Below are 21658 nucleotides of genomic sequence, written 5' to 3'. Positions count from 1 at the left end.
AGGAGAACAAACATGAAACGTTATGTGCATTCAGTTGTTACTTTCCTGGTTGCGGCAGTTATGATGATTGGTTTTGCGGTGCCAGCGCACGCTACAAACGACAGCATTAATGAGAAACTGGGTGTTCCGATTGTTGTATATGGTGATACATTATCAGACGCTCAGAAGCAGGAGGTCACAGAACTGCTTGAAGTGACCGATCCTGAGAGTGTTGAAAAATATACTGTAACAGGTGAAGATATAGCGAATTATATTGATGGCAATCCGAATTCGAGAATGTTTTCATCAGCGAAAATCAAACAGGAAGAAGAGGGCACAGGACTGACGATTAATATTGTCACACCCGATAACATCACTGAAGTGACCAATGAAATGTATGCCAACGCACTGCTGACAGCGGGTGTGGAAAATGCCACTGTTGATGTTGCGTCACCTGTCAAAGTCAGCGGCCATTCCGCATTGACAGGTATCTATAAAGCCTATGATGCAAAAGGTCAGCAACTTGATAAAGAGCGAATGGAACTGGCGAACGATGAACTGGATGTGGCAACAAATCTTGCGGAAAAAGAAGGGCTGAATCAGGAAAAAGTCAGTGAACTGCTGACTGAAATTAAGAAGGCGATAGCTGAGCAAAATCCTGCCACTAAAGAAGAAGTGCAGCAGATTGTCGAGGAACAGCTCAATAATCTGGAGATATCTTTAAGTGAAGAGGATCGGCAGATGCTGATTGACTTGTTTAACAGAATGCGTGATTTGGATATAAATTTTGATAATGTAAAAAAACAGCTTGATGATATTGCCTCCAAAGTGCAGGAAGTGATCAACGATGAAGGTTTCTGGAATAAAGTGGAAAATATTTTCAACAAATTGTTTAGAATGATTGGCAATTTCCTGGAGGGCGTATTTAATTAATAGAGCGTCGCTTTTAGCCACCAATAACAATCGAATGATATAAAACGGGGCTGGGACATAAGTTAGATCGGGTGTTTCTTTGATTTAATATTTTTGTCCCAGTCTTGTTTTTGGCTTTAAAAATGGTCATCCATTTTAGTACTTTGCCTGCATTTCACCAGATTCGATTGTTTCAATGTGGTGACAAGCAGCACTATGTCCTTCTTTCATGTGATCCAGGTTGCGTAATTCCGGTACGTCTGTTTTACAAATTTCAGTTGCAAAAGGACATCTCGTATGGAAGCGACATCCGGATGGCGGCGAGATGGGTGATGGGACATCTCCCTGTAATATAATCCGTTCTTTTTTCACTTCAGGATCTGGTATAGGGATTGCTGATAATAAGGCTTTTGTATAAGGGTGCTGCGGGTTTTCGAAAAGTGTCTTCTTATCCGCAATTTCAACTACATTACCTAAATACATGACAATAATACGATCGGAAATATGCCGTACGACTCCGAGGTCATGGGCTATGAATAAGAATGTTAAATTAAATTGTTTTTGAAGTTTCTTCAATAAGTTTAAAACTTGTGCCTGGACGGAAACATCCAGTGCAGAAACAGCTTCATCACAAATAATCAATTTCGGATTCACCGACAAGGCACGGGCAATGCCGATCCGTTGTCGTTGACCCCCGGAAAACTCATGTGGGTAACGATTGATTTGCTCAGCATTCATTCCTACTGTTTCAAGTAATTCAATCGCCCTTTCACGCTGCTTGTCTTTTGGAACAGAATTTTGAATTCCCATTGCTTCAGTTAAAATTTTTCCTACTGTTTGCCGTGGATTTAAAGACGCATATGGGTCCTGGAAAATAACCTGAAGATTTTTGCGTCTTTTTCGCATTTCGCTTTTGTTAAGAGATAAAAGATCTTCCCCATCAAACTTGATGTCCCCATCAGTAGGTTCGTCCAGACGAAGAATCGCCCGTCCAGTTGTTGACTTTCCACAACCTGATTCACCGACGACACTTAATGTTTCGCCTTCGTATATTTCAAAAGATACATTGTCTACTGCCTTGACTTGGTCAACCGTCTTTCCCAGGAATCCACCTTTAATAGGAAAATATTGCTTTAAATGATTGACTTTCAAAAGCTCATTTTGGCTCATGAACATTCACCTCCGGATCACCGTTCCAGCGTTCAGTATAAATCCAGCAACGAATCTCGCTGCCATCTTTTTGCTGATCAAGCGCAGGTAATTCTTCATGGCAAAGATTTGTTGCAAATGGACACCTCGGAGCAAAACGGCAGCCTTTGGGCATATCCTTCGCACTTGGGACTGTCCCTCTAATCGGTTCAAGTTCCTCCACATCTTCATCATGTCGTGGAATAGAATTCAACAATCCAACCGTATATGGGTGTTTAGGTTTTTTAAATAAAGATTTAACGTCTTGATATTCAACGACTTTACCACCATACATAACAGCAACATTATCACAGGTTTCGGCTACGACACCCAGATCGTGTGTGATCATAATGACGGACATGCTGAATTCTTCTTGTAAATTATTGATTAAGTCTAGTATTTGCGCTTGAATCGTCACATCCAATGCAGTTGTTGGTTCATCGGCAATCAATAACTCAGGCTTACAGGCCAATGCCATCGCAATCATGACCCGCTGACGCATGCCACCTGACAATTCATGCGGGTACTGCTTGATACGCTCTTCGGGTGCTGGGATTCCGACTAGCTCCAAGAGTTCAATCCCCCTTTTTGTTCCATTTTCTTTGCCTAAACCTTCATGGACCTTAAGTGTCTCACGGATTTGTTGTCCAATCGTATAAACAGGATTCAGCGACGTCATGGGCTCCTGAAATATCATTGAGACTTCATTTCCGCGTATATCACGGATATCTTTGTTACTCGCTTCTGTAAGGTCTTTTTCTTTAAAGTTTATTTCCCCGCCCATGATTTTGCCTGGTTTATCAAGTAATCGTAAGATAGACAGAGCTGTAATACTTTTGCCGGAACCGGATTCGCCAACAATTCCGATCGTCTTTCCTTTAGCCAATTTCAAAGAAACACCATCTACAGCTTTAACTTCAAAATCATCAGTAAGGAACGAGGTTCGCAAATTGTTTATTTCCAAAATGGTTTCTTCATTCATCATGTTCACCTCTCTCACCTATTAATTTAAATCAATCCGTTTATTCAGGAATTTGTATGAAATGTCGACGATTAAGTTTACCAAAACGAATACAACCGCAATAACCAATACAGCAGCCTGGACCACAGGGAAGTCCCTTGCGAGTATGCGATCAATGATTAATTTGCCCATTCCATTAATAGCAAAGACAGATTCGGTTAGCACCGATCCTGCAAGCAAGCTGCCGAATTGCAGCCCTGCAACTGTCACAACCGGTATGAGTGCATTTTTCAATGCATGGCGGTAAACAACCACACTTTCCTTCAGACCCTTGGCACGTGCCGTTCGAATATAGTCCTGGGTTAGGACATCCAGCATACTGGATCGCGTCATTCTCGCTATAACGGCCGCTCCCATTGTTCCTAACGTTATAACAGGCAATATAACCTGCTCAGGCGTGCCCCAGCCTGTTGGCGGCAGCCATCCCAGATTGATAGAAAACCATTGCATTAGCATAAGACCAAGCCAGAAGTTCGGCATCGACAAACCGAATAAAGCGACGAGCATGATAGCAATATCTGAAAATGTATACTGTCTGACCGCGGAAATGATACCTGCGATCAAACCAAGAAAGATACTGAAAATCGTACTGTATACAGCTAACTCAAACGTGACCCAAAATTTTGGCCATAATTCATGCGTAACCGGTAAGCTTGTTCGCCAGGAGTATCCGAATTGAAGCATTGCTGCATCTTTGACAAAACTAAAATATTGTATCGGAATCGGGTCGTTTAATCCCAGACGTTCTTCTATTTGTTCTACCGTTTCTTTTGGTGCGCTTTCGCCGGCAATAATGTGTGCAGGATTACCAGGAGTAAGGTGCATCAATGAAAATACAAGGATTGTAACGCCTATCAAAACAGGAATTAATTGAATTAAACGACGAACGATAAACTGAAGCATGTTTACACCTACTTTCTATCGTTTCATTTTTGGATCTAATGCATCACGCAGTCCGTCACCGAATACATTAAATGCCAGCACAATCAACATAATGACTAAACCAGGGAATAATGTTATATGACCTGCATCCCACATATAATCACGACCGTCACTTAATATGGCGCCAAGTTCCGGAGACGGTGGCTGAGCCCCCATTCCAAGAAAAGAAAGTCCGCTTGCAGACAGTACGGCAGTTGCGATATAAAGGCTGGCCTGGACAATTATCGGTGATACAATATTCGGTAAAATATGTTTGAAAATAATTCTGATGTCTGAAGCACCTAATGCTTTCATGGCATCAATATATTCCAGGTTTTTCGTTGCCAGAGTGGATCCCCGGACAATACGTGCAAAAGTTGGTATAGCAGAAATAGCTACTGCAATAACCACGTTTCGTGTATTGGCTCCGAGTATACTGACTAAAGCAAGCGCCAGCAGAATCCCCGGGAAAGCCAGCAATACGTCCATTAGACGCATCATAACGGCATCAATTTTTCCACCATAATAACCGGATATGATTCCGGCCGCCACACCTGCGATACCGCCTATCAGGGTCGAGAAAAATCCAATGGACAGTGTCAGCCCAAGTCCGTGCACAACTCTGGTAAAAATGTCCCTTCCATGGTGATCAGCACCAAACCAATGTTCAGAGGATGGTGCCTCAAATTTCACACTGTAGTTCGGTTCGAATGGATCAAAGGTTGTTAAGAATGGTCCGGCAATCGCGATAATAATTAAGAAGATAATCAGATAACCGCCAATTAAGGCACCTTTATTTTTAGACAGGTTTATGTAAAAATCTGTTATTGATCTTTTTAAAGGACTGTCCACTTTTTTGCGATGGCTGTTATAATTTTCTGCCGGTTCAGCACTCATATTGTTACCCCCTTATACTGCTAATCGTATGAGATTCATTAACGGTTTTTAAAATATTATATATTAATGGTATATGCGCTTGTATTGGACAATAGAAATAATATTAATAAAAAATAATAGGGGGTACTGAGACTTATGAGACTGAATAAGTTATTATGGCTGTTCTTATTAGTGCTCACACTGACTCTGGCTGCTTGCGCGGGGGATGGTGAGCCAGAGGGTGATGCAAACGAAGGCGGAGGTGACACGTCTGAAGAAGAAGGGGACGGTGAGGCAGCATCAGAATCCGGCGGTGATCTCACTATTGCAATCGGTGCTGATGTTGTGTCCTTATCTGCACATGGATCAAATGATGTTCCATCCAGTAATGTTCAGGAGAATATTTATGAAACACTGACAACACTGGATGAGAACCAGGAAGTTCAGCCGGGGCTCGCTGAGGACTGGGAGGAAGTGGATGAAACTACGTGGGATTTTCATTTGCGTGAAGGTGTCACGTTTCATGATGGTGCAGAACTGACTGCAGAAGTGGTAAAAATGAATTTTGAGCGTTTAATGGACGATAAAATTGCCTCACCACGGGCATTTCTGCTGGAAGCCGTTGAAAGTGTTGAAGTACGGGATGAATATACGGTTCGCATCAATTTAAAATATCCATATGCGCCGCTGCTGGCTAACCTGGCACATAGCGGGACAGGAATTATGAGCCCGAATATTATTGAAAAAGATTATGCCCAAATGGAAGAGGGCGGTGATGTCGATACGTACATTAACCAGAATCCGGTTGGAACCGGTCCTTTTGTATTTGAAGAATGGACACCGGGGGAAAGTGTTGTCTTAACCCGTAATGACAATTATTGGGGAAAGCCAGCAAAACTCGATTCTGTAACGTTTAAAGTCGTAACTGAGCAAAGTTCACGCATAGCTGAGCTTGAAACCGGAACATCACACGTAGCAGATGCAATCGGCCCGAATAATGTATCCCGTGTGGAAGGCATGCCAAACGCAAAAGTTGTGCAGGAACCAAGTGTATCCTTGTCTTACGTTGGCTTTAATGTACAAAAAGCGCCATTTGATGACCAAAAAGTTCGCCAGGCAATCTCAATGGCCATCAATAAAGAAGAAATCATTCAGGGTGTTTACAATGGCGTCGGAATCCCTGCAATCGGACCATTGGCACCGCCGGTATTCGGTTATGATGAATCAGTCGATGGTTTGGAATATGACCCTGAGCGGGCACAGGAATTGCTTGCAGAAGCTGGGCATGAGGATGGCTTTTCCACAACACTCTGGACCAACGATAACGAACAGCGTGTGGACACAGCTGTAACAATCCAGTCACAGTTGGAGGAAATTGGTATCGATGTCGAGATTCAGGAACTTGAATGGGGGGCTTATCTCGAAAGAACCGCTAACGGGGAACACGATATGTTTATCCTGGGCTGGTCTACCGTGACTTCTGATGCCGACTATGGCATGTATCCCTTATTCCACTCATCACAGGTTGGTGACCCGGGCAACCGCTCATTCCTGAAAAATGACGAGTTGGATAAGGTGCTGGATGAAGCGCGCCGTGAGACCAATCCTGAAGAACGACAGAAGCTGTACACGAAGGCTCAGGAAATGCTCGTTGAAATTGCACCAATGATATATATTCACCACCAGGAGTACCTGCTGGGGGTAAGCAATACCGTCAAAGATTTTGGTATAGATGCACAAGGTATCTATCAAATTAAGCAAGCATATATTGAAAAATAAACTCTGTTATTTTAAAATCAATTCGAATGGTAAAAACAAACAGACCGGGCCCGGGTGGTATATGCCACAACCGGGTCCGTTTTTATCGTTATCAAAAATGTGATTGCCGAAGATTTACAATTAGGTTGCTTTCTAAAAGATTGTTTGTGACACAAAATCCAAACTGCTACACAATGAAATAGTGGCTGAGTGGAGTGCCCCAATACGGAAATACACTCGGTGTTCGTCGAGTTGCAAGAATTTCGGTGATGCAGCACCCCTCGAAACGCGCAGCTTACCCGGTGGATGTTTAGCTCGTCGCTTTTCGCGGGCGGCTGGTGAGCCCGCGGAAAGGGTATATTTCAGCTGCGTCGTTACAGAAGCTCACTAAATGCTGCCAATCGGTCTCTCCCAGTGAACCAGGCTCCGATTATGGGTAGTTTCAACTATAATAGACCAAGAAAAGAATTAATAGAAGCAAAAATAGCGCAATTGTCTGAAAGCGTACAATCCTGTAAAAAGGCTGATTAATACTTGCTGATGGTGCAGGTTTATCACGCCACTCGTCCAATGGGTCCCCGTCTTTTGACATCTTGCTGCGGAATCGTCGGAGCCCAAAAGCGACGCCATCATAGAAACCGCCTTTGATGGTATATGTGGCCAGTGTTAAAATCATATAAATGAGCGCAATATAAAATGTCATATTCAGAAATTGAAGCATTGTAAAGGTCCAAGCTGACCAGTAAACCAAAAGTACGATCATTGCGATGTTAATGAGCAATATCTGTAAGTTTCTTTTAAACATGTTAATTTTGTCCTGCCCTTAAAGTTTGTCGATTAGAGATTGTTCAAAAGTCCGGTGAAAATGACAAGTGTGTGTTTCTGGCTGGCTTGTTTTCCCGAGGCTCATGTATCTAAAGGCATGCATACCGCTCCTTTGGAAAAGAAAAACACTTTTACTGTGTGCAAAGTAGCTCAGTGATGTTTTCCTTGTGCTCAAAACTGCACCGCCTCGAACTTTCCGATCCTTTTATCCTTCTTTTTGAACATGTACCCTTAAATAATAGTATATCATAGTCAGTAAAAATAGATTAAAATATTTTAAGTCCTGAATTCATTGTCATGAAAGCGTTTTATTAACTGGTTTATACTAACTGAGTCTTATTCCCTAAAATAAGCCTTTACAAACTTGTAAGAAAAATAGTATAATTTGTATCAGCGGTTAAATCTGCTAAATTATCAGAAAATAGGACTAATTTAAGGGGGTATTTTCAACATGAAGTTCAAGAAGGTTTGGCTTTTGGCCTTAGCTTTACTTTTCGGTCTTTCCCTGGCCGCATGTTCCGGTGGAGGTGACTCAGGATCATCAGATTCCGGCGGTGACGGAGGATCAGAAGAAGGAACAGAAGAAGAATCCGGCTCAGATGCAGAACAGGTTCTTCATTTTATTAACGGTGACACGATTCCGTCAATGGACCCTGGCATGGCTACGGACGAATACGGGATTCAGTTCACTGGTGCGACAATGGAAGGTCTTTATCGCGTGAAAGACGGTGAGATCGTTCCAGGTATTGCGAAGGACCATGAAGTAAGTGAAGACGGTACAACATGGACGTTTAATCTTCGTGAAGATGCTACATGGTCAAACGGCGATCCGGTAACGGCTCATGACTTTGTTTATGCATGGCAGCGTGCGGTTGATCCTGAGACCGGTTCGGAGTATGGACCATACATGCTCGGCGGTGTAGTTAAAAACGCAACAGCTGTAAACGAAGGCGAAGTTCCGGTTAAAGAATTAGGCGTCAGCGCACCTGATGATTATACATTGGAAGTGAATCTGGAAAACCCGGTGCCATATTTTGAATCACTGGCCACATTTCCAACCTACTATCCATTGAATGAGGACTTTGTTGAAGAACAAGGCGATAAATATGCAACAAGCACGGATACATTGTTGTTCAACGGACCATTTACATTGGAAAACTGGGAAAGCACAGCAAGCTCCTGGGAACTCCAGAAAAACGGAGACTACTGGGATGCTGAAACAGTACAGCTTGAGAAAATGACTTTTGAGGTTGTTAAAGACCCGCAAACAGCGGTAGACCTGTATGAGTCAGGTAAAGTTGACCGCGCAGGACTGTCTTCAGATCTGGTCGATAAGTATCAGTCACATGACCATTATAAAGTGTTTCCTGAAGCGTCTTTATTCTATCTGAAGATGAACCAGACGAAGAGCGATGCTTTAGCGAACAAGAAAATGCGTAAAGCCATTGCTATGGCAGTTGATAAAGAAGCATTGGTTAACGAAATTCTGAATAATGGATCAATTGCTTCAAATGGATTTGTACCAAAAGATTTCGTACAAACACCAAGCGGTGAAGACTTCCGTGAAGCAAACGGCGATCTGATAACACATGATCCTGAACAAGCGAAGAAGCTTTGGGAAGAGGGTCTTGAGGAAATTGGCAAGGATTCCGTAGAACTTGAATTGCTTGGCGGTGACAGTGAGACTGCAAAACTATCTGATGAGTATATTGCCAACCAGCTGCAGAAAAACCTGCCTGGATTGGAAGTGACACTTAAATCAGTACCATTTGAACAACGTCTGGATGCCGATACAAACATGGAATACCAGCTTCAGACTTCGGGCTGGGGACCTGACTATATGGACCCATACACATTCCTGAACCTGTGGCTTACAGACGGACAAAACAACAAAATGGGTTACTCAAATGAAGAGTATGACAAGTTGATTCAAGAAACAACAGACGAACTGGCACAAGATCCGGAAGCACGTTACCAGAACTTCCTGGAAGCTGAGAAAATCTTGGCTGAGACGGCTGCTGTCGCACCACTTTACCAAAGTGCAAAAGCACAGCTGGTCCGTCCGAAGATACAGGATATTTACTTTAACTCTTTCGGTCCGACATATGAATGGAAATGGGCAAGCGTAGGGTCTGGTGAATAATCTGTAACGCCAACCAAATATGCTGTAAATTTAGTGAAAGAGAGTATATGACCTTATGGCATGTACTCTCTTTTACCCTGTAAAGGAAAAAATCTTATAATAATGAATATTTTTTACAGTATGAAAAACAATCACGAAACCAGGAGGTGCAAAAATGCTTCGATATATATTACGGCGTGTGTTTTATATGGCTATCACGCTGTTTATTATTGCTACCATTACATTCTTCCTTATGAAGTTGCTTCCCGGCAGCCCGCTTTCAGCAGAAAACAAGCTGTCAGAATCACAGCAGGAAGTTATATTGGCTAAATACGGACTCGATGATCCGATTCCCGTGCAATACGTCAATTATATGGTAGGCCTTGTGCAAGGTGATTTGGGAATATCTTTTCATTTTGATAATACCCCGGTAACTCAAATCCTGCTGAACAGGATGCCTCCCTCTTTGATACTTGGGATGCAGGCACTTATTTTTGGAACAATTGCGGGAATACTGTTTGGACTGATTGCCGCTATTTATCATAATGGGTGGCTGGATTATACCTCAACGATTATCGCCGTATTAGGTACATCAATTCCGTCCTTTGTATTTGCAGGTATATTGCAATGGTATCTGGCGACGAAATGGGAGGTATTTCCCGTCGCGTTATGGGGCACCTATGCACACACGGTTTTACCGACGATTGCGCTGGCAATTTTTCCAATGGCAACGGCAGCCCGCTTTACACGAACGGAGATGCTGGAGGTCCTTGGTTCAGACTACATTATGACGGCTAGGGCAAAAGGTGTTACGGAACCTGGGATTATTTTTAAACACGGCTTGCGGAACTCGCTGATTCCATTGGTAACTGTAATGGGACCAATGGCAGTCTCCTTGATGACCGGAACTCTTGTTATTGAGAAGATTTTTGCTGTTCCGGGTATCGGGGAACAGTTTGTCAGTTCCATAGAGGTGCTTGACTATCCGACAATTATGGGGACAACCCTTTTGTTTTCGGTCTTATTTATCGTGATCATACTTGTCATCGATATCCTTTACGTATTTATCGATCCGAGAATCCGGCTGACAGGAGGGGGAAGTTAAATGGCCACGAATCAGCAGAAACACGAACCACCAAAGGAACTCTTTGTCCCCCACGAGCGGAAAGAGGATACAAGTGAAAAGATAACAAAGCCGAGCAGGTCTTTTTTTCAGGATGCGCGACGTACGTTTTTTAAGAATAAGTCTGCTGTTCTAAGTATTATACTGATGATAATTATCATCATCCTGAGTATTATCGGTCCATATTTTAATGATTATAAAATGGATGGTCAGGATTTGTCGCGTGCCAAAATGCCGCCAAAAGTTCCGGTTATAGAGAATTTGCCGTTTTTTGGTATGGACGGCACACTTACGTCGGAGTTTAAAGGCGACGATGTTGAAGAGGCAACGCAAAATGCCGTTATGCGTTATGATAATAATGAAGAATTCATTGATATCAAAGTACTTTCTGAAGGTGATGGAAGCGCCGATTCGGCTGAAGTTTCAGCAACGTATAACATCTATGAAGCAAAAGAAATGCAGGATGAATACTTCTGGCTTGGCACAGACCAACTTGGGCGTGACCAATGGACTCGAATCTGGCTTGGTGCACGCGTATCGTTGATTATCGCTTTCGTAGCCGCGGCAATCGACCTTCTCATTGGGGTTGCTTATGGCGGTATTTCCGGTTACTACGGTGGAAGAATTGATGATATTTTGCAACGTATTCTAGAAATCCTTATTGGAATTCCGAATCTCGTTGTCATATTCCTGTTGATGATTATTTTGCAGCCGGGCATCACTTCCATTGTTTTGGCCCTTACAATAACCGGATGGACAGGCATGGCACGTATTGTAAGGGGAGAAGTGCTTAAACAGAAAAACGAAGAATATGTACTTGCAGCAAGGACATTAGGGCAATCTAACGGAAAAATTATACGGAAACACCTGATGCCTAATATTGCTGGTATCATTATCATTAACACGATGTTTACGATTCCGAATGCGATTTTCTTTGAAGCATTCCTCAGTTTCATCGGACTCGGTATTGTACCGCCGGAAGCATCACTCGGTGCATTGGTCGACGCCGGCTTTAAAGTATTCAGATTATATCCGTACATGGTATTCTATCCGGCCGTCCTGATATCGGTCATCATGATTGCATTTAACCTGATTGGTGACGGACTCAGGGATGCGTTTGATCCGAAAATGCACAAATAACAAGGGAGGTGTTTCTGAAATGAGCAAACTACTGGAAGTCAAAGATTTAAGCGTATCATTTAATACCTACAGCGGCGAAGTTCAGGCTGTAAGAGGCATTGATTTTGATTTGAAAAAAGGGGAAACATTAGCTATTGTGGGTGAATCCGGTTCAGGTAAATCGGTCACGACCAAGGCAATCACCCAACTACTGTCAAAACCCCAGGGATATATCAAAACAGGGGAAATCCTGTTTGAAGAAGAAGACATTACCAAGTATTCGAACAAACAAATGCAGAAACTGCGCGGGAAGGATATATCGACCGTATTTCAGGATCCGATGACTTCTCTGAACCCTACCATGAAAGTAGGCCGGCAGATTGCTGAAGGGCTGATCAAACATAGAAAAATGAGCAAAGCCCAGGCAAGGGACAAAACGATCGAACTCCTGGAACTTGTGGGCATTCCACAAGCAGAAAAACGGATAAATCAGTATCCCCACCAATTTTCCGGTGGGATGCGGCAGCGTGCAGTCGTTGCGATTGCACTCGCCTGTAATCCGAAAATCCTGATTGCGGATGAGCCGACAACTGCATTGGATGTGACGATTCAAGCTCAAATCCTTGAACTGATGAAGGAAATTCAGCGCGAAATGGACAGTGCTATCATCTTCATCACACACGATCTGGGCGTTGTGGCGAACGTAGCTGACCGTGTTGCTGTCATGTATGCTGGAAAGATTGTTGAAATCGGAACAGCGGATGATATTTTCTATAATCCGAAGCACCCATATACATGGGGACTTCTAGGATCGATGCCGACATTGGACAGTGATGAGGAAGAACTGTATGCTATTCCGGGAAGTCCGCCCGATATGCTGAATCCGCCGGAGGGAGATGCATTTGCGCCAAGGAACAGATTTGCTCTTGAAATTGATACGAAGATGGAGCCTCCAATGTTTCAGGTATCCGATACACACTATGCTGCCAGCTGGCTCCTTCATGAACATGCACCGAAGATTGATCCGCCGGAATCGGTCCAGCGCAGAATGCAAGGCTTTGCTTCAATGGACGATGGCAAGGATGGTGAAGACTGATGGAACAAGAAAAAGTTTTGGAAGTGAAAAATCTGCAGAAACATTTTAAACTTGGCCGTAAAAACATCGTCAAAGCGGTAGATGACATATCATTTGATATTAATAAAGGTGAAACATTCGGTCTTGTCGGGGAGTCCGGGTGCGGGAAATCCACGACAGGCCGGACGATCATCCGCCTGCATGATGCTACCGGCGGACAGGTTGTTTTTAATAATGAAAACGTCCATGGGAAGAAATCGAAAAAGGACTTGCTGAAGTTGAACCGGAAAATGCAAATGATTTTTCAGGATCCATCTTCATCCCTTAATCCAAAAATGACAGTCATGGACATTGTTGCAGAGGGAATTGATATTCATAAGCTGGCGGAAAGTGAAGCTGACCGTAAAGCACGTGTGGAAGAACTTCTGGAAACAGTTGGGCTGAACAGGGAGCACGCTACACGCTTTCCCCATGAATTCAGTGGCGGCCAGCGTCAGCGGATTGGTATCGCACGGGCGCTTGCCGTTGAACCTGAGTTCATTATCGCTGATGAGCCAATTTCAGCACTTGACGTATCCATCCAGGCACAGGTTGTCAATTTGTTGAGAGGATTGCAGCGTGATTACGGTCTGACATTCCTATTTATTGCGCATGACCTGTCAATGGTGAAATATATCAGTGACCGGATCGGTGTGATGTATTTTGGAAACATGGTTGAACTTGCAGAGAGTGACGAACTGTACAGAAACCCTCTTCATCCATATACAAAATCACTGATGTCTGCCATTCCGCTTCCGGATCCTGATTATGAGCGGAACCGCACACGAGTGGCTTATGACCCTGCTGAACACGATACAAGTGAAGAACCGGAATTTCGAGAAGTTAAGAAGGATCATTGGGTACGGTGCACAACAGAGGAATTTGAACAATATAAAAGGCAATTGGAAAATAAATAATTCAAGTTGAGTAATCACAAAACAGGCTGGGACAAAAGTATTTAGTCAAAGAAAAATCCGAACAATGATTTCGAATCAGTTCGGATTTTTCTTGTTATAGTATATTGGGCTTATATCAAAATCAGCGGAGGAAAAAATGTGGAGATTCCTGGGCGAGCATAGGCCTGTATTGAAATCCCCCGAAGTTCGGCAGCACAAAGCAAGGGTTCCCTTAGTAATCTACGACCTGCGAGGAGTGTTGCTTCCACGAAATCACTTTCCTATCATTCGTCTTTAATGATTAACGTTTTAGTTTTATCCCAAATTTTTTCTATAATTATGGGAAAATTAGTAATAAAAACAATAAAAGCACTTGTTAAATATCTGAATATACTTTATACTTTAACAAATATCATTTTTATTACAAAAACATTTCAAGCAGATTTCTTTAGGGGGATCATGGTGCATGAAAAGTTACTGGAAATAAAAAATCTAAAAACCTCATTTCGAATTGGGGATAAGTATTATGCAGCAGTGGATGATGTTTCACTAACCGTCAATAAGAATGAAGTAATGGCCATTGTCGGTGAATCGGGATGCGGTAAAAGTGCTCTTGCGTTCTCGTTAATGGGATTGCACAATCGGGCAAAAATTGAAGGCGACGTTCGTTTCAAAGGTGACGATGTGACGGAATATTCTGCTGGACAAATGAATAAACTTCGAGGCCATGAGATGAGCATGATTTTTCAGGATCCGCTTACGGCATTAAACCCTTTAATGAAAATCGGGGATCAAATTTCTGAAGTATTACTATTACATAATAAGAAGTTCTCAGGTTTAAAACGAAAGCAGAAGGCAATATCGTTGTTGGAAAAGGTAGGAATTGGCCGGCCGGAGCAAGTTTATGAGCAATTTCCGCATGAGTTATCCGGTGGTATGCGCCAGCGTGTTGTTATTGCTATAGCAATAGCAAATGATCCGGAAGTTTTAATAGCCGATGAACCGACAACCGCACTGGACGCAACGATTCAATCACAAATCCTGGATTTATTAAATGAATTAAAAGAAGACATGAATGCCGGTATTATCCTTATTACACACGATTTAGGCGTAGTGGCTGAAACGGCTGACCGGGTAGCAGTCATGTATGCGGGTCAAATTGTTGAAGTTGCTGATGTGCATGCTCTGTTCGGTAACCCGCAGCATCCTTATACGAGATCACTATTAAGTTCAGTTCCAAATGCTGAATCGGTTGACTCAAAACTTCATGTCATTCAGGGAATTGTGCCTTCTTTGAAAAACTTACCCCGTGAGGGCTGCCGTTTCCGTAATAGAATTCCATGGATTGACGACGCAGTGCATGAAGAAAACCCGGTATTGCATGAAATAAGTCTAAATCATTTCGTCCGCTGTACATGTTATAAAAATTTTTACTTCCCTGACGAGCAAAAGGGGGATCAGCGCCATGGCATTTCTTGAAATAAAGGACCTGAAAGTACATTTTCCGGTTAAAGGCGGGATATTTGGGAGGACCGTTGATCATATTAAAGCTGTTGATGGTGTATCCTTTTCACTTGAACAAGGGAAAACATATGGGCTTGTCGGTGAATCAGGCTCAGGAAAAACCACAACAGGCCGTGCGATTATTGGACTCAACAAAATTACAGCAGGCAAAATTAACTACAATGGACACGATATAACCAAAATTAAAAAAGCGGATTTGGATGTAAGAAAAGAAATTCAAATGATTTTTCAGGATCCTTATTCGTCATTGAATCCTAAAAAAAGAGTTTTGGATATTATCGCTGAACCGTTGCGAAATTATGAGAAATTAACAAAACAAGAAGAAAAAAAGCGCGTTCAGGAATTAATGGAGCTGGTCGGTTTAAGCCCTGAAAGTATTGTGAGATATCCTCATCAATTCTCTGGCGGGCAGCGTCAGCGGATCGGAGTTGCCAGGGCAATTGCCTTAAAACCAAAGCTCATTATAGCCGATGAGCCGGTTTCCGCGTTGGACGTATCGGTTCAGGCGCAGGTTCTGAACTTTATGAAAGATATTCAGGATGAGTTGGGCTTAACGTATATTTTCATCGGCCATGACCTTGGTGTTATCCGCCACATGTGTGATGATATTGGCATTATGTATAAAGGAAGATACGTTGAAGAAGGAACCGTACAGGATATTTTTAATAACCCGCAACATATTTATACAAAGCGTCTCGTAGCTGCAATACCTGATATTAATCCAGAGAATCGAAAAAACCTGATTTATTATCGTCATGAAGTACAAAGGGAATATGAAAAGTCTTATGATGATTATTTTGGTGATGACGGTTTGGCTTACAGTTTGAAACCTATATCTGATACACACCTGGTAGCACTGCCGGAGAAAGGTTGAATCATATGTGGAAATTCACAGTACGACGAACCTTAATAATGATCCCGCAACTATTGCTGCTGAGTGTACTTGTGTTTTTAATGGCCCAGGCAATGCCGGGCGACGCATTAACAGGTCAAATAAACCCTGACCTGGACCCCCAGGAAATGCAGGAACAGCGGGAGAAATTAGGACTGAATGACCCATGGCATGTAAAGTATGCTGACTGGATTACTGGAGCCTTCCGGGGTGATCTTGGTCAGTCATTCCAGTTTAAAATGCCGGCATCAGAATTGATTTGGAATCGAATGGTCAATTCTTTTTGGCTCGGGGTTGCAACATTAATTATTACATATTTGATAGCTATTCCCTTGGGAATAACGAGCGGAAGGTTTAACGATTCATTGTTGGATAGTTCGATAACCGGATATACGTATATCGGATTTGCAACACCAATCTTTATTTTCGCATTAGTTATGTTGTGGATTTTCGGGTATCAACTCGGCTGGTTTCCGACAAGTGGAAGTGTTAGCCCTGAAGCCGAATCCGGAAGTATTGACTACCTTTTCAGCAGGATAAATCACTTATTGCTCCCCGCAATTTCTCTGGGACTGATTACGACGGTTAATACAGTTCAATATTTACGCAGTGAAATTATTGATACCAAACAGAGAGACTTTATTATTACAGCCAGAGCAAAAGGTGCTTCTGAATCAAGAGTCTACAATCGTCATATTTTCCGGAATTCATTATTGCCAATCGCTGCATTCTTCGGGTTTGAAATTACCGGTTTAATCGGCGGGACAGTATTTGTTGAGCGGATTTTTGGCTATCCCGGTATGGGCAACTTATTTATTGAATCCGTTCTATTACGTGACTATACTGTCGTGACATCAGTTGTGCTGCTATTCGGCTTGGCTTCGATTCTAGGGGCATTGATATCAGATATTATATTAAGTCTCGTGGATCCTCGTATTCGCATTAAATAGGAATTCGACAGATTCTGAGGTGATTGAAAATGGAGAAGAAAAACGAACAAGAATATATATATCAGTCCGTACAGAATTCAGAAGTAAGTGAAAGTCCATCCGGATTGCGCATTCTTTGGCGGGAAATTGTGCGGGATAAGATCGCATTGATATCATTGATACTTATAATATTGGTTGTCGCTTTTGTATATGGAACTTCCATCATTATGGATAAGGAGGAAATTGTAAAGGTAGACTTATTTGCCATCCATGAACCGCCGTCCGGTGAATTTATCCTTGGTACAGATTACGGCGGACGTGATATTTTTGGACAGCTGATTATTGGAACGCGGAATTCGCTTTCAGTTGCCATCCTTGTCACGTTGATGACTGGAATAATTGGGATTATCTACGGCCTGGTGTCCGGTTATTTTGGCGGACATGTTGATAATATTATGATGCGTATTTTGGATTTTTTTCTAATTTTACCATTTATCATGGTTGTTATTGTATTCGTTTCAATTGTACCGAAATACAGTGTTGTTTCATTCTCGTTGATTATGACAGCATTTTTATGGATGGGAATAGCCAGACTGATACGTTCAAAGGCATTGCAGGAGAGGGAACTGGATTACGCACAGGCCTCCAAAACACTTGGCTCGTCTAATTTAAAAATTATGTTTTCACAAGTTTTGCCTAATTTAAGTTCGCTTATAATTGTAACAATGACATTGAATCTGGCGGCAAATATCGGACTGGAATCCGGGCTTTCTTTCCTGGGGTTTGGATTTCCCGAGAGCACACCGAGTTTAGGAACACTAGTCAGCTATGCAACAAACCCGACAACGCTGGAAGAAAGATGGTGGATTTGGGTTCCGGCATCATTAATGATTTTTATATTAATGCTTGCGGTCAATAATGTCGGGCAGGCGCTTAAACGTGCAACAGACGCAAGACAAAGAAGGGGTTAATTTCAGGGAGGTGAGGTTGCTCACATAATATAACGAGGGATGGTTACTTACATTGATGCTGCCACTCTCAGCATTGATGATGAGTATAAAATAGTCAGACAGACAACTGTTTGACTAAAAAAACCAACATTAAGGGGAGGGTCTAATGGATGAGAAAGTCTTATTACACAAAGGGGTTATTTGTACTGTTATTAGTGCTCCTACTTGCACTGACAGCCTGCACCGGAGGTTCTGATGATAGTGGCGATTCATCAGATTCCGGTGAAGGAACTGAGGAAGGATCAAATGAGGGTGGAGAAGCTGAGGCTTCAGAAGACAAATTGTATTCGATTGAGGATTTTAGTGCTTCAGCTTCAAATGACGGTGAACCGATTGATGGTGGTTCGATAACGTTTGGTCTTGTATCAGATACTTCCTTTGAAGGTACATTGAACTGGAACTTCTATGATGGGGATCCTGATTCACAAATCCTTCAATGGTTCGATGAGGGATTAATAACGTATGACGAAAACTATACGATGACAAATGATGGGGCTGCAACCTTTGAAGTGAGCGATGACAACAAGACATTCACGTTTACTATTAAAGAGGGTGTTAACTGGCATGATGGCGAACCGGTTACTGCTGAAGACTGGGCATTTGCACATGAAGTAATCGGACATCCGGATTACAAGGGTCCGCGTTATAGTGCAAGCTTCCGGAATATAGAAGGGATGGAAGCATATCATAATGGCGAAGCCGATTCCATTTCCGGAATTGAGGTAGTTGATGAAAAAACACTAAAGATAACGTACAAAAAAGCCACACCATCATTGTTAACCGGTGGTGTTTGGATTTATCCAATGGCAAAGCATATATTTGAGGATATCCCTGTAGCCAAAATGGCGGAATCGCCAGAAGTACGTAAAAACCCAATCGGATTTGGTCCATTTAAAGTGGAGAATATTGTTCCTGGTGAATCTGTTGTATTGAAGGCAAATGAAGACTATTGGCGCGGAGAGCCGAACCTTGATGAAGTAGTTGTAAAAGTAATTAGTCCAGACACAGTCGTTCAGGCATTGGAAAGCGGCAAAGTTGACCTTGTCAGCAGTTTCCCAACAGATCAGTACCCGGATAATGCTAATTTATCCAACGTTGAATATCTTGGAAAGATAGATCTTGCCTACACATATATTGGATTTAAATTGGGTACATGGGATAAGGAAAATAAAGAAGTCAAACCTGATCCGGATGCCAAAATGGCAAATAAAAAGCTTCGCCAGGCAATGTGGCATGCGGTTGATAACGAAGCTGTCGGTAAGAAATTCTATAACGGGCTGCGCTGGAATGCGACGACATTGATTCCACCTTCACATCCAGCCTATCATGATGAAAACAATCCCGGCCGTAAATATGATCCTGAAAAAGCAAAACAACTGCTGGACGAAGCAGGTTATAAAGATACGGACGGAGATGGCGTCCGTGAAGACCCCGATGGTGAGGGGTTAACCATTAATTTTGCCTCAATGTCAGGCGGCGATGTAGCTGAACCAATCGCGAACTATTACATTCAGGCATGGAAAAAAGTTGGGCTTAACGTTGAACTATTAAATGGCCGCTTGCTGGAATTCAATACGTTCTACGATAAAGTAGGTCAAAGCGGAAATGACGATCCTGACGTTGACATCTATCAGGGCGCATGGAGTGTTGGCTATGATGTTGACCCGACGAGTCTTTATGGACGCAAGGCGCTATTTAACTTCTCACGCTATGCAAGCGAGAAGAATGATGAACTTCTGGCAAAGGGTGTATCAGAAGAAGCCTTTGATCAGGAGGTACGCAAGGAAGTATACAATGAATGGCAGGAATTCATGGTTGATGAAGTACCAGTATTCCCAACATTGTATCGTTCATTAATTGTTCCGGTGAACAACCGTATTGTAAATTACGATTTGTACGCTGACGATATGTCAACTGGGGATACTTACCTGTATGAACTCGGAGTTACGCAGGAGGAACCAGCTAAAGCCGAGTAACTTGCACTTTAAAGAGAAAGGGCTGACTCCAAAAAGTTTTTGGGTCAGCCTCATTTTTTGTTAAAAAGACTGATAGATATTATTTCATTTAAGTGACTAAACACTTCTGAAAGGCCGTTTTGGACATACATATGTAATATAGGAGCCTTTGTGATACAAATCTATTAAATTTGTAATATTTTCCGCGTGTTTCGACAGCTCTTGTAACAAACTCTTAACTCTCCTGTAACTGCATTGCCTATGAAGCTATGATAGTATTGTCAATGCAGTAATTAAAGGAGGGACTACCTATGAAAAAGATGGTAGCTTCAATCGCTACAGGAATTATTATGGCTGGCGCTACAGTAACCACTGTATCAGCAGCAGAGTATGAAGTAGAAAAAGGAGATAATCTTTGGAGTATTGCTCAGGAATATAATACAAGCGTGGATGAACTTGTTGACATAAATGAATTAAAATCAACGACAATTTATCCAAAGCAGACACTTTCTATCAATGACAGCAATGACAGCAACGACACCAATGGCACATATAAGGTACAGAAAGGTGATACATTATATGGCATCGGTAATGAGTTTGGTGCGTCAGTAAATGAATTGAAAGCTTGGAATAACCTTCAGTCAGATCTCATTGTCGTTGGTCAACAACTAGCAACTGAAGGATCAAATGTTGAACAGAATGAAGCTCAGTCTGCTTCTGCATCCGAAGCAACTGAATCAAGTTCGTCAAATGAAAGTTCATCCAATGAATCAGCGGAGCAGTCTGACGAGTCAGCACAAGCGACTGCAGTATCCTCTGAAAATAATACAAATGAAAAACAATCACAAGAATCCTCCCAGGATAATCCTGAGGGCAAAACCATTACAGCAACAGCAACAGCATATACTGGTGACTGTGACGGGTGCTCAGGTGTTACGGCAACCGGTGTTGACCTGAATGCTAATCCAAACAAAAAAGTCATTGCGGTCGACCCTGACGTTATCCCATTAGGATCAAAAGTTCATGTTGAAGGCTATGGTTATGCAACTGCTGCAGACACTGGCGGTGCCATTAACGGCAACAAAATTGATGTTCATGTCCCATCAAAAAGTGAAGCTTATGACTGGGGCGTTCGCACAGTCGATGTAACTATCGTTGAATAATAGCAAGTCAGCAATAAGAAAGGGAGCATCTAATCAGATACTCCCTTTCGTTTAATTGATTTAGGTAATATTACTGCTCAATGTGTAATGTGTATAGAAGACTGCCTAATTCAATATAATTGTATTGTTGTTATCCTTTTCCTCTTCTTCGACCATATCTTCTGTATCAACGGATGTTTGGAAATACCCGATTATACTAAAACAGACAATTAAACTAATAAATATTGTCATTAATATTTGCTTCATTATATGTTATCCTCTCTATTATCTTAGACTCGTTTTGTGAAATTTATTGCTCTTCAAGCCTCATAATTGATATAAAGTGAAACTT

18 protein-coding genes are annotated in these 21658 nt (G+C 42.3%); 13 read left to right on the top strand and 5 right to left on the bottom strand.

What is annotated here, in order from left to right; all coding sequences use genetic code 11:
* Positions 1-12 precede the first annotated feature (12 nt).
* Positions 13-912, top strand: a complete 900-nt coding sequence (locus VK097_RS00150) for a DUF1002 domain-containing protein (RefSeq protein WP_324209768.1) — start codon at positions 13-15, stop codon at positions 910-912.
* Positions 913-1047: 135 nt separating this feature from the next.
* Here VK097_RS00150 and VK097_RS00145 read toward each other — a convergent pair whose 3' ends face one another.
* From VK097_RS00145 to VK097_RS00130, 4 genes are read right to left on the bottom strand one after another with little or no spacing between them, the layout of a single operon-like run.
* Positions 1048-2061: an ABC transporter ATP-binding protein gene (locus tag VK097_RS00145; protein ID WP_324209767.1), complete on the bottom strand. Its 1014-nt coding sequence runs from the start codon at positions 2059-2061 to the stop codon at positions 1048-1050.
* The gene (locus VK097_RS00140; protein WP_324209766.1) at positions 2048-3061 is read right to left on the bottom strand and encodes an ABC transporter ATP-binding protein; all 1014 of its coding nucleotides are present in this window, start codon (positions 3059-3061) and stop codon (positions 2048-2050) included. Before VK097_RS00140 ends, VK097_RS00145 begins: the two co-directional genes overlap by 14 nt.
* A 21-nt stretch (positions 3062-3082) precedes the next feature.
* On the bottom strand, positions 3083-4003 hold the full coding sequence (locus VK097_RS00135; RefSeq protein WP_324209765.1) for an ABC transporter permease: 921 nt from the start codon (positions 4001-4003) through the stop codon (positions 3083-3085).
* Positions 4004-4018: 15 nt separating this feature from the next.
* Positions 4019-4918, bottom strand: coding sequence for an ABC transporter permease (locus VK097_RS00130; RefSeq protein ID WP_324209764.1), 900 nt, complete (start codon positions 4916-4918; stop codon positions 4019-4021).
* Positions 4919-5053: 135 nt separating this feature from the next.
* Between VK097_RS00130 and VK097_RS00125 the strand changes: the two genes are divergently transcribed.
* Entirely contained in the window at positions 5054-6676 is a 1623-nt protein-coding gene (locus VK097_RS00125) for a glutathione ABC transporter substrate-binding protein (protein WP_324209763.1), read from the top strand.
* A gap of 421 nt (positions 6677-7097) precedes the next feature.
* Here the strand turns inward: VK097_RS00125 and VK097_RS00120 are convergent, their stop codons facing one another.
* On the bottom strand, positions 7098-7460 hold the full coding sequence (locus VK097_RS00120) for a DUF3899 domain-containing protein (protein WP_324209762.1): 363 nt from the start codon (positions 7458-7460) through the stop codon (positions 7098-7100).
* Positions 7461-7931: 471 nt separating this feature from the next.
* Here VK097_RS00120 and VK097_RS00115 point away from each other — a divergent pair, with 471 nt between their 5' ends.
* The 11 genes from VK097_RS00115 (at position 7932) to VK097_RS00065 (ending at position 21327) form a co-directional block, all read left to right on the top strand.
* Positions 7932-9623: a peptide ABC transporter substrate-binding protein gene (locus VK097_RS00115; protein ID WP_324209761.1), complete on the top strand. Its 1692-nt coding sequence runs from the start codon at positions 7932-7934 to the stop codon at positions 9621-9623.
* 154 nt (positions 9624-9777) lie between these two features.
* A complete protein-coding gene (gene opp3b / locus VK097_RS00110; protein ID WP_324209760.1) occupies positions 9778-10707 on the top strand; it encodes an oligopeptide ABC transporter permease in 930 nt (309 codons plus the stop codon).
* A complete protein-coding gene (gene opp3C / locus VK097_RS00105) occupies positions 10708-11865 on the top strand; it encodes an oligopeptide ABC transporter permease (RefSeq protein ID WP_324209759.1) in 1158 nt (385 codons plus the stop codon).
* A 19-nt stretch (positions 11866-11884) separates the two neighbouring features.
* Positions 11885-12940 carry an ABC transporter ATP-binding protein gene (locus VK097_RS00100; RefSeq protein WP_324209758.1) on the top strand — a complete coding sequence of 352 codons (1056 nt, stop codon included), beginning with the start codon at positions 11885-11887 and terminating at the stop codon, positions 12938-12940.
* Positions 12940-13875: an ABC transporter ATP-binding protein gene (locus tag VK097_RS00095; RefSeq protein ID WP_324209757.1), complete on the top strand. Its 936-nt coding sequence runs from the start codon at positions 12940-12942 to the stop codon at positions 13873-13875. The genes VK097_RS00100 and VK097_RS00095 overlap by 1 nt, the downstream gene beginning before the upstream one ends.
* 441 nt (positions 13876-14316) lie before the next feature.
* Positions 14317-15333, top strand: a complete 1017-nt coding sequence (locus tag VK097_RS00090) for an ABC transporter ATP-binding protein (protein ID WP_324209756.1) — start codon at positions 14317-14319, stop codon at positions 15331-15333.
* Positions 15320-16252 carry an ABC transporter ATP-binding protein gene (locus tag VK097_RS00085; protein ID WP_324209755.1) on the top strand — a complete coding sequence of 311 codons (933 nt, stop codon included), beginning with the start codon at positions 15320-15322 and terminating at the stop codon, positions 16250-16252. The genes VK097_RS00090 and VK097_RS00085 overlap by 14 nt, the downstream gene beginning before the upstream one ends.
* Positions 16253-16257: 5 nt before the next feature.
* Complete coding sequence (opp4B, locus tag VK097_RS00080) at positions 16258-17220, top strand: oligopeptide ABC transporter permease (protein WP_324209754.1); 963 nt, start codon at positions 16258-16260, stop codon at positions 17218-17220.
* Positions 17221-17249: 29 nt separating this feature from the next.
* The gene (locus VK097_RS00075) at positions 17250-18170 is read left to right on the top strand and encodes an ABC transporter permease (RefSeq protein WP_324209753.1); all 921 of its coding nucleotides are present in this window, start codon (positions 17250-17252) and stop codon (positions 18168-18170) included.
* A 149-nt stretch (positions 18171-18319) separates the two neighbouring features.
* A complete protein-coding gene (gene opp4A, locus VK097_RS00070) occupies positions 18320-20185 on the top strand; it encodes an oligopeptide ABC transporter substrate-binding protein (RefSeq protein ID WP_324209752.1) in 1866 nt (621 codons plus the stop codon).
* Positions 20186-20475: 290 nt separating this feature from the next.
* Positions 20476-21327, top strand: a complete 852-nt coding sequence (locus VK097_RS00065) for a 3D domain-containing protein (RefSeq protein WP_324209751.1) — start codon at positions 20476-20478, stop codon at positions 21325-21327.
* Positions 21328-21658 lie beyond the last annotated feature (331 nt).

Source organism: Lentibacillus sp., from assembly GCF_035301675.1.
GTDB lineage: Bacteria > Bacillota > Bacilli > Bacillales > Amphibacillaceae > Lentibacillus.
Note: the sequence above shows the minus strand (reverse complement) of the source record. Positions and strands in the feature narration are given on the sequence as shown.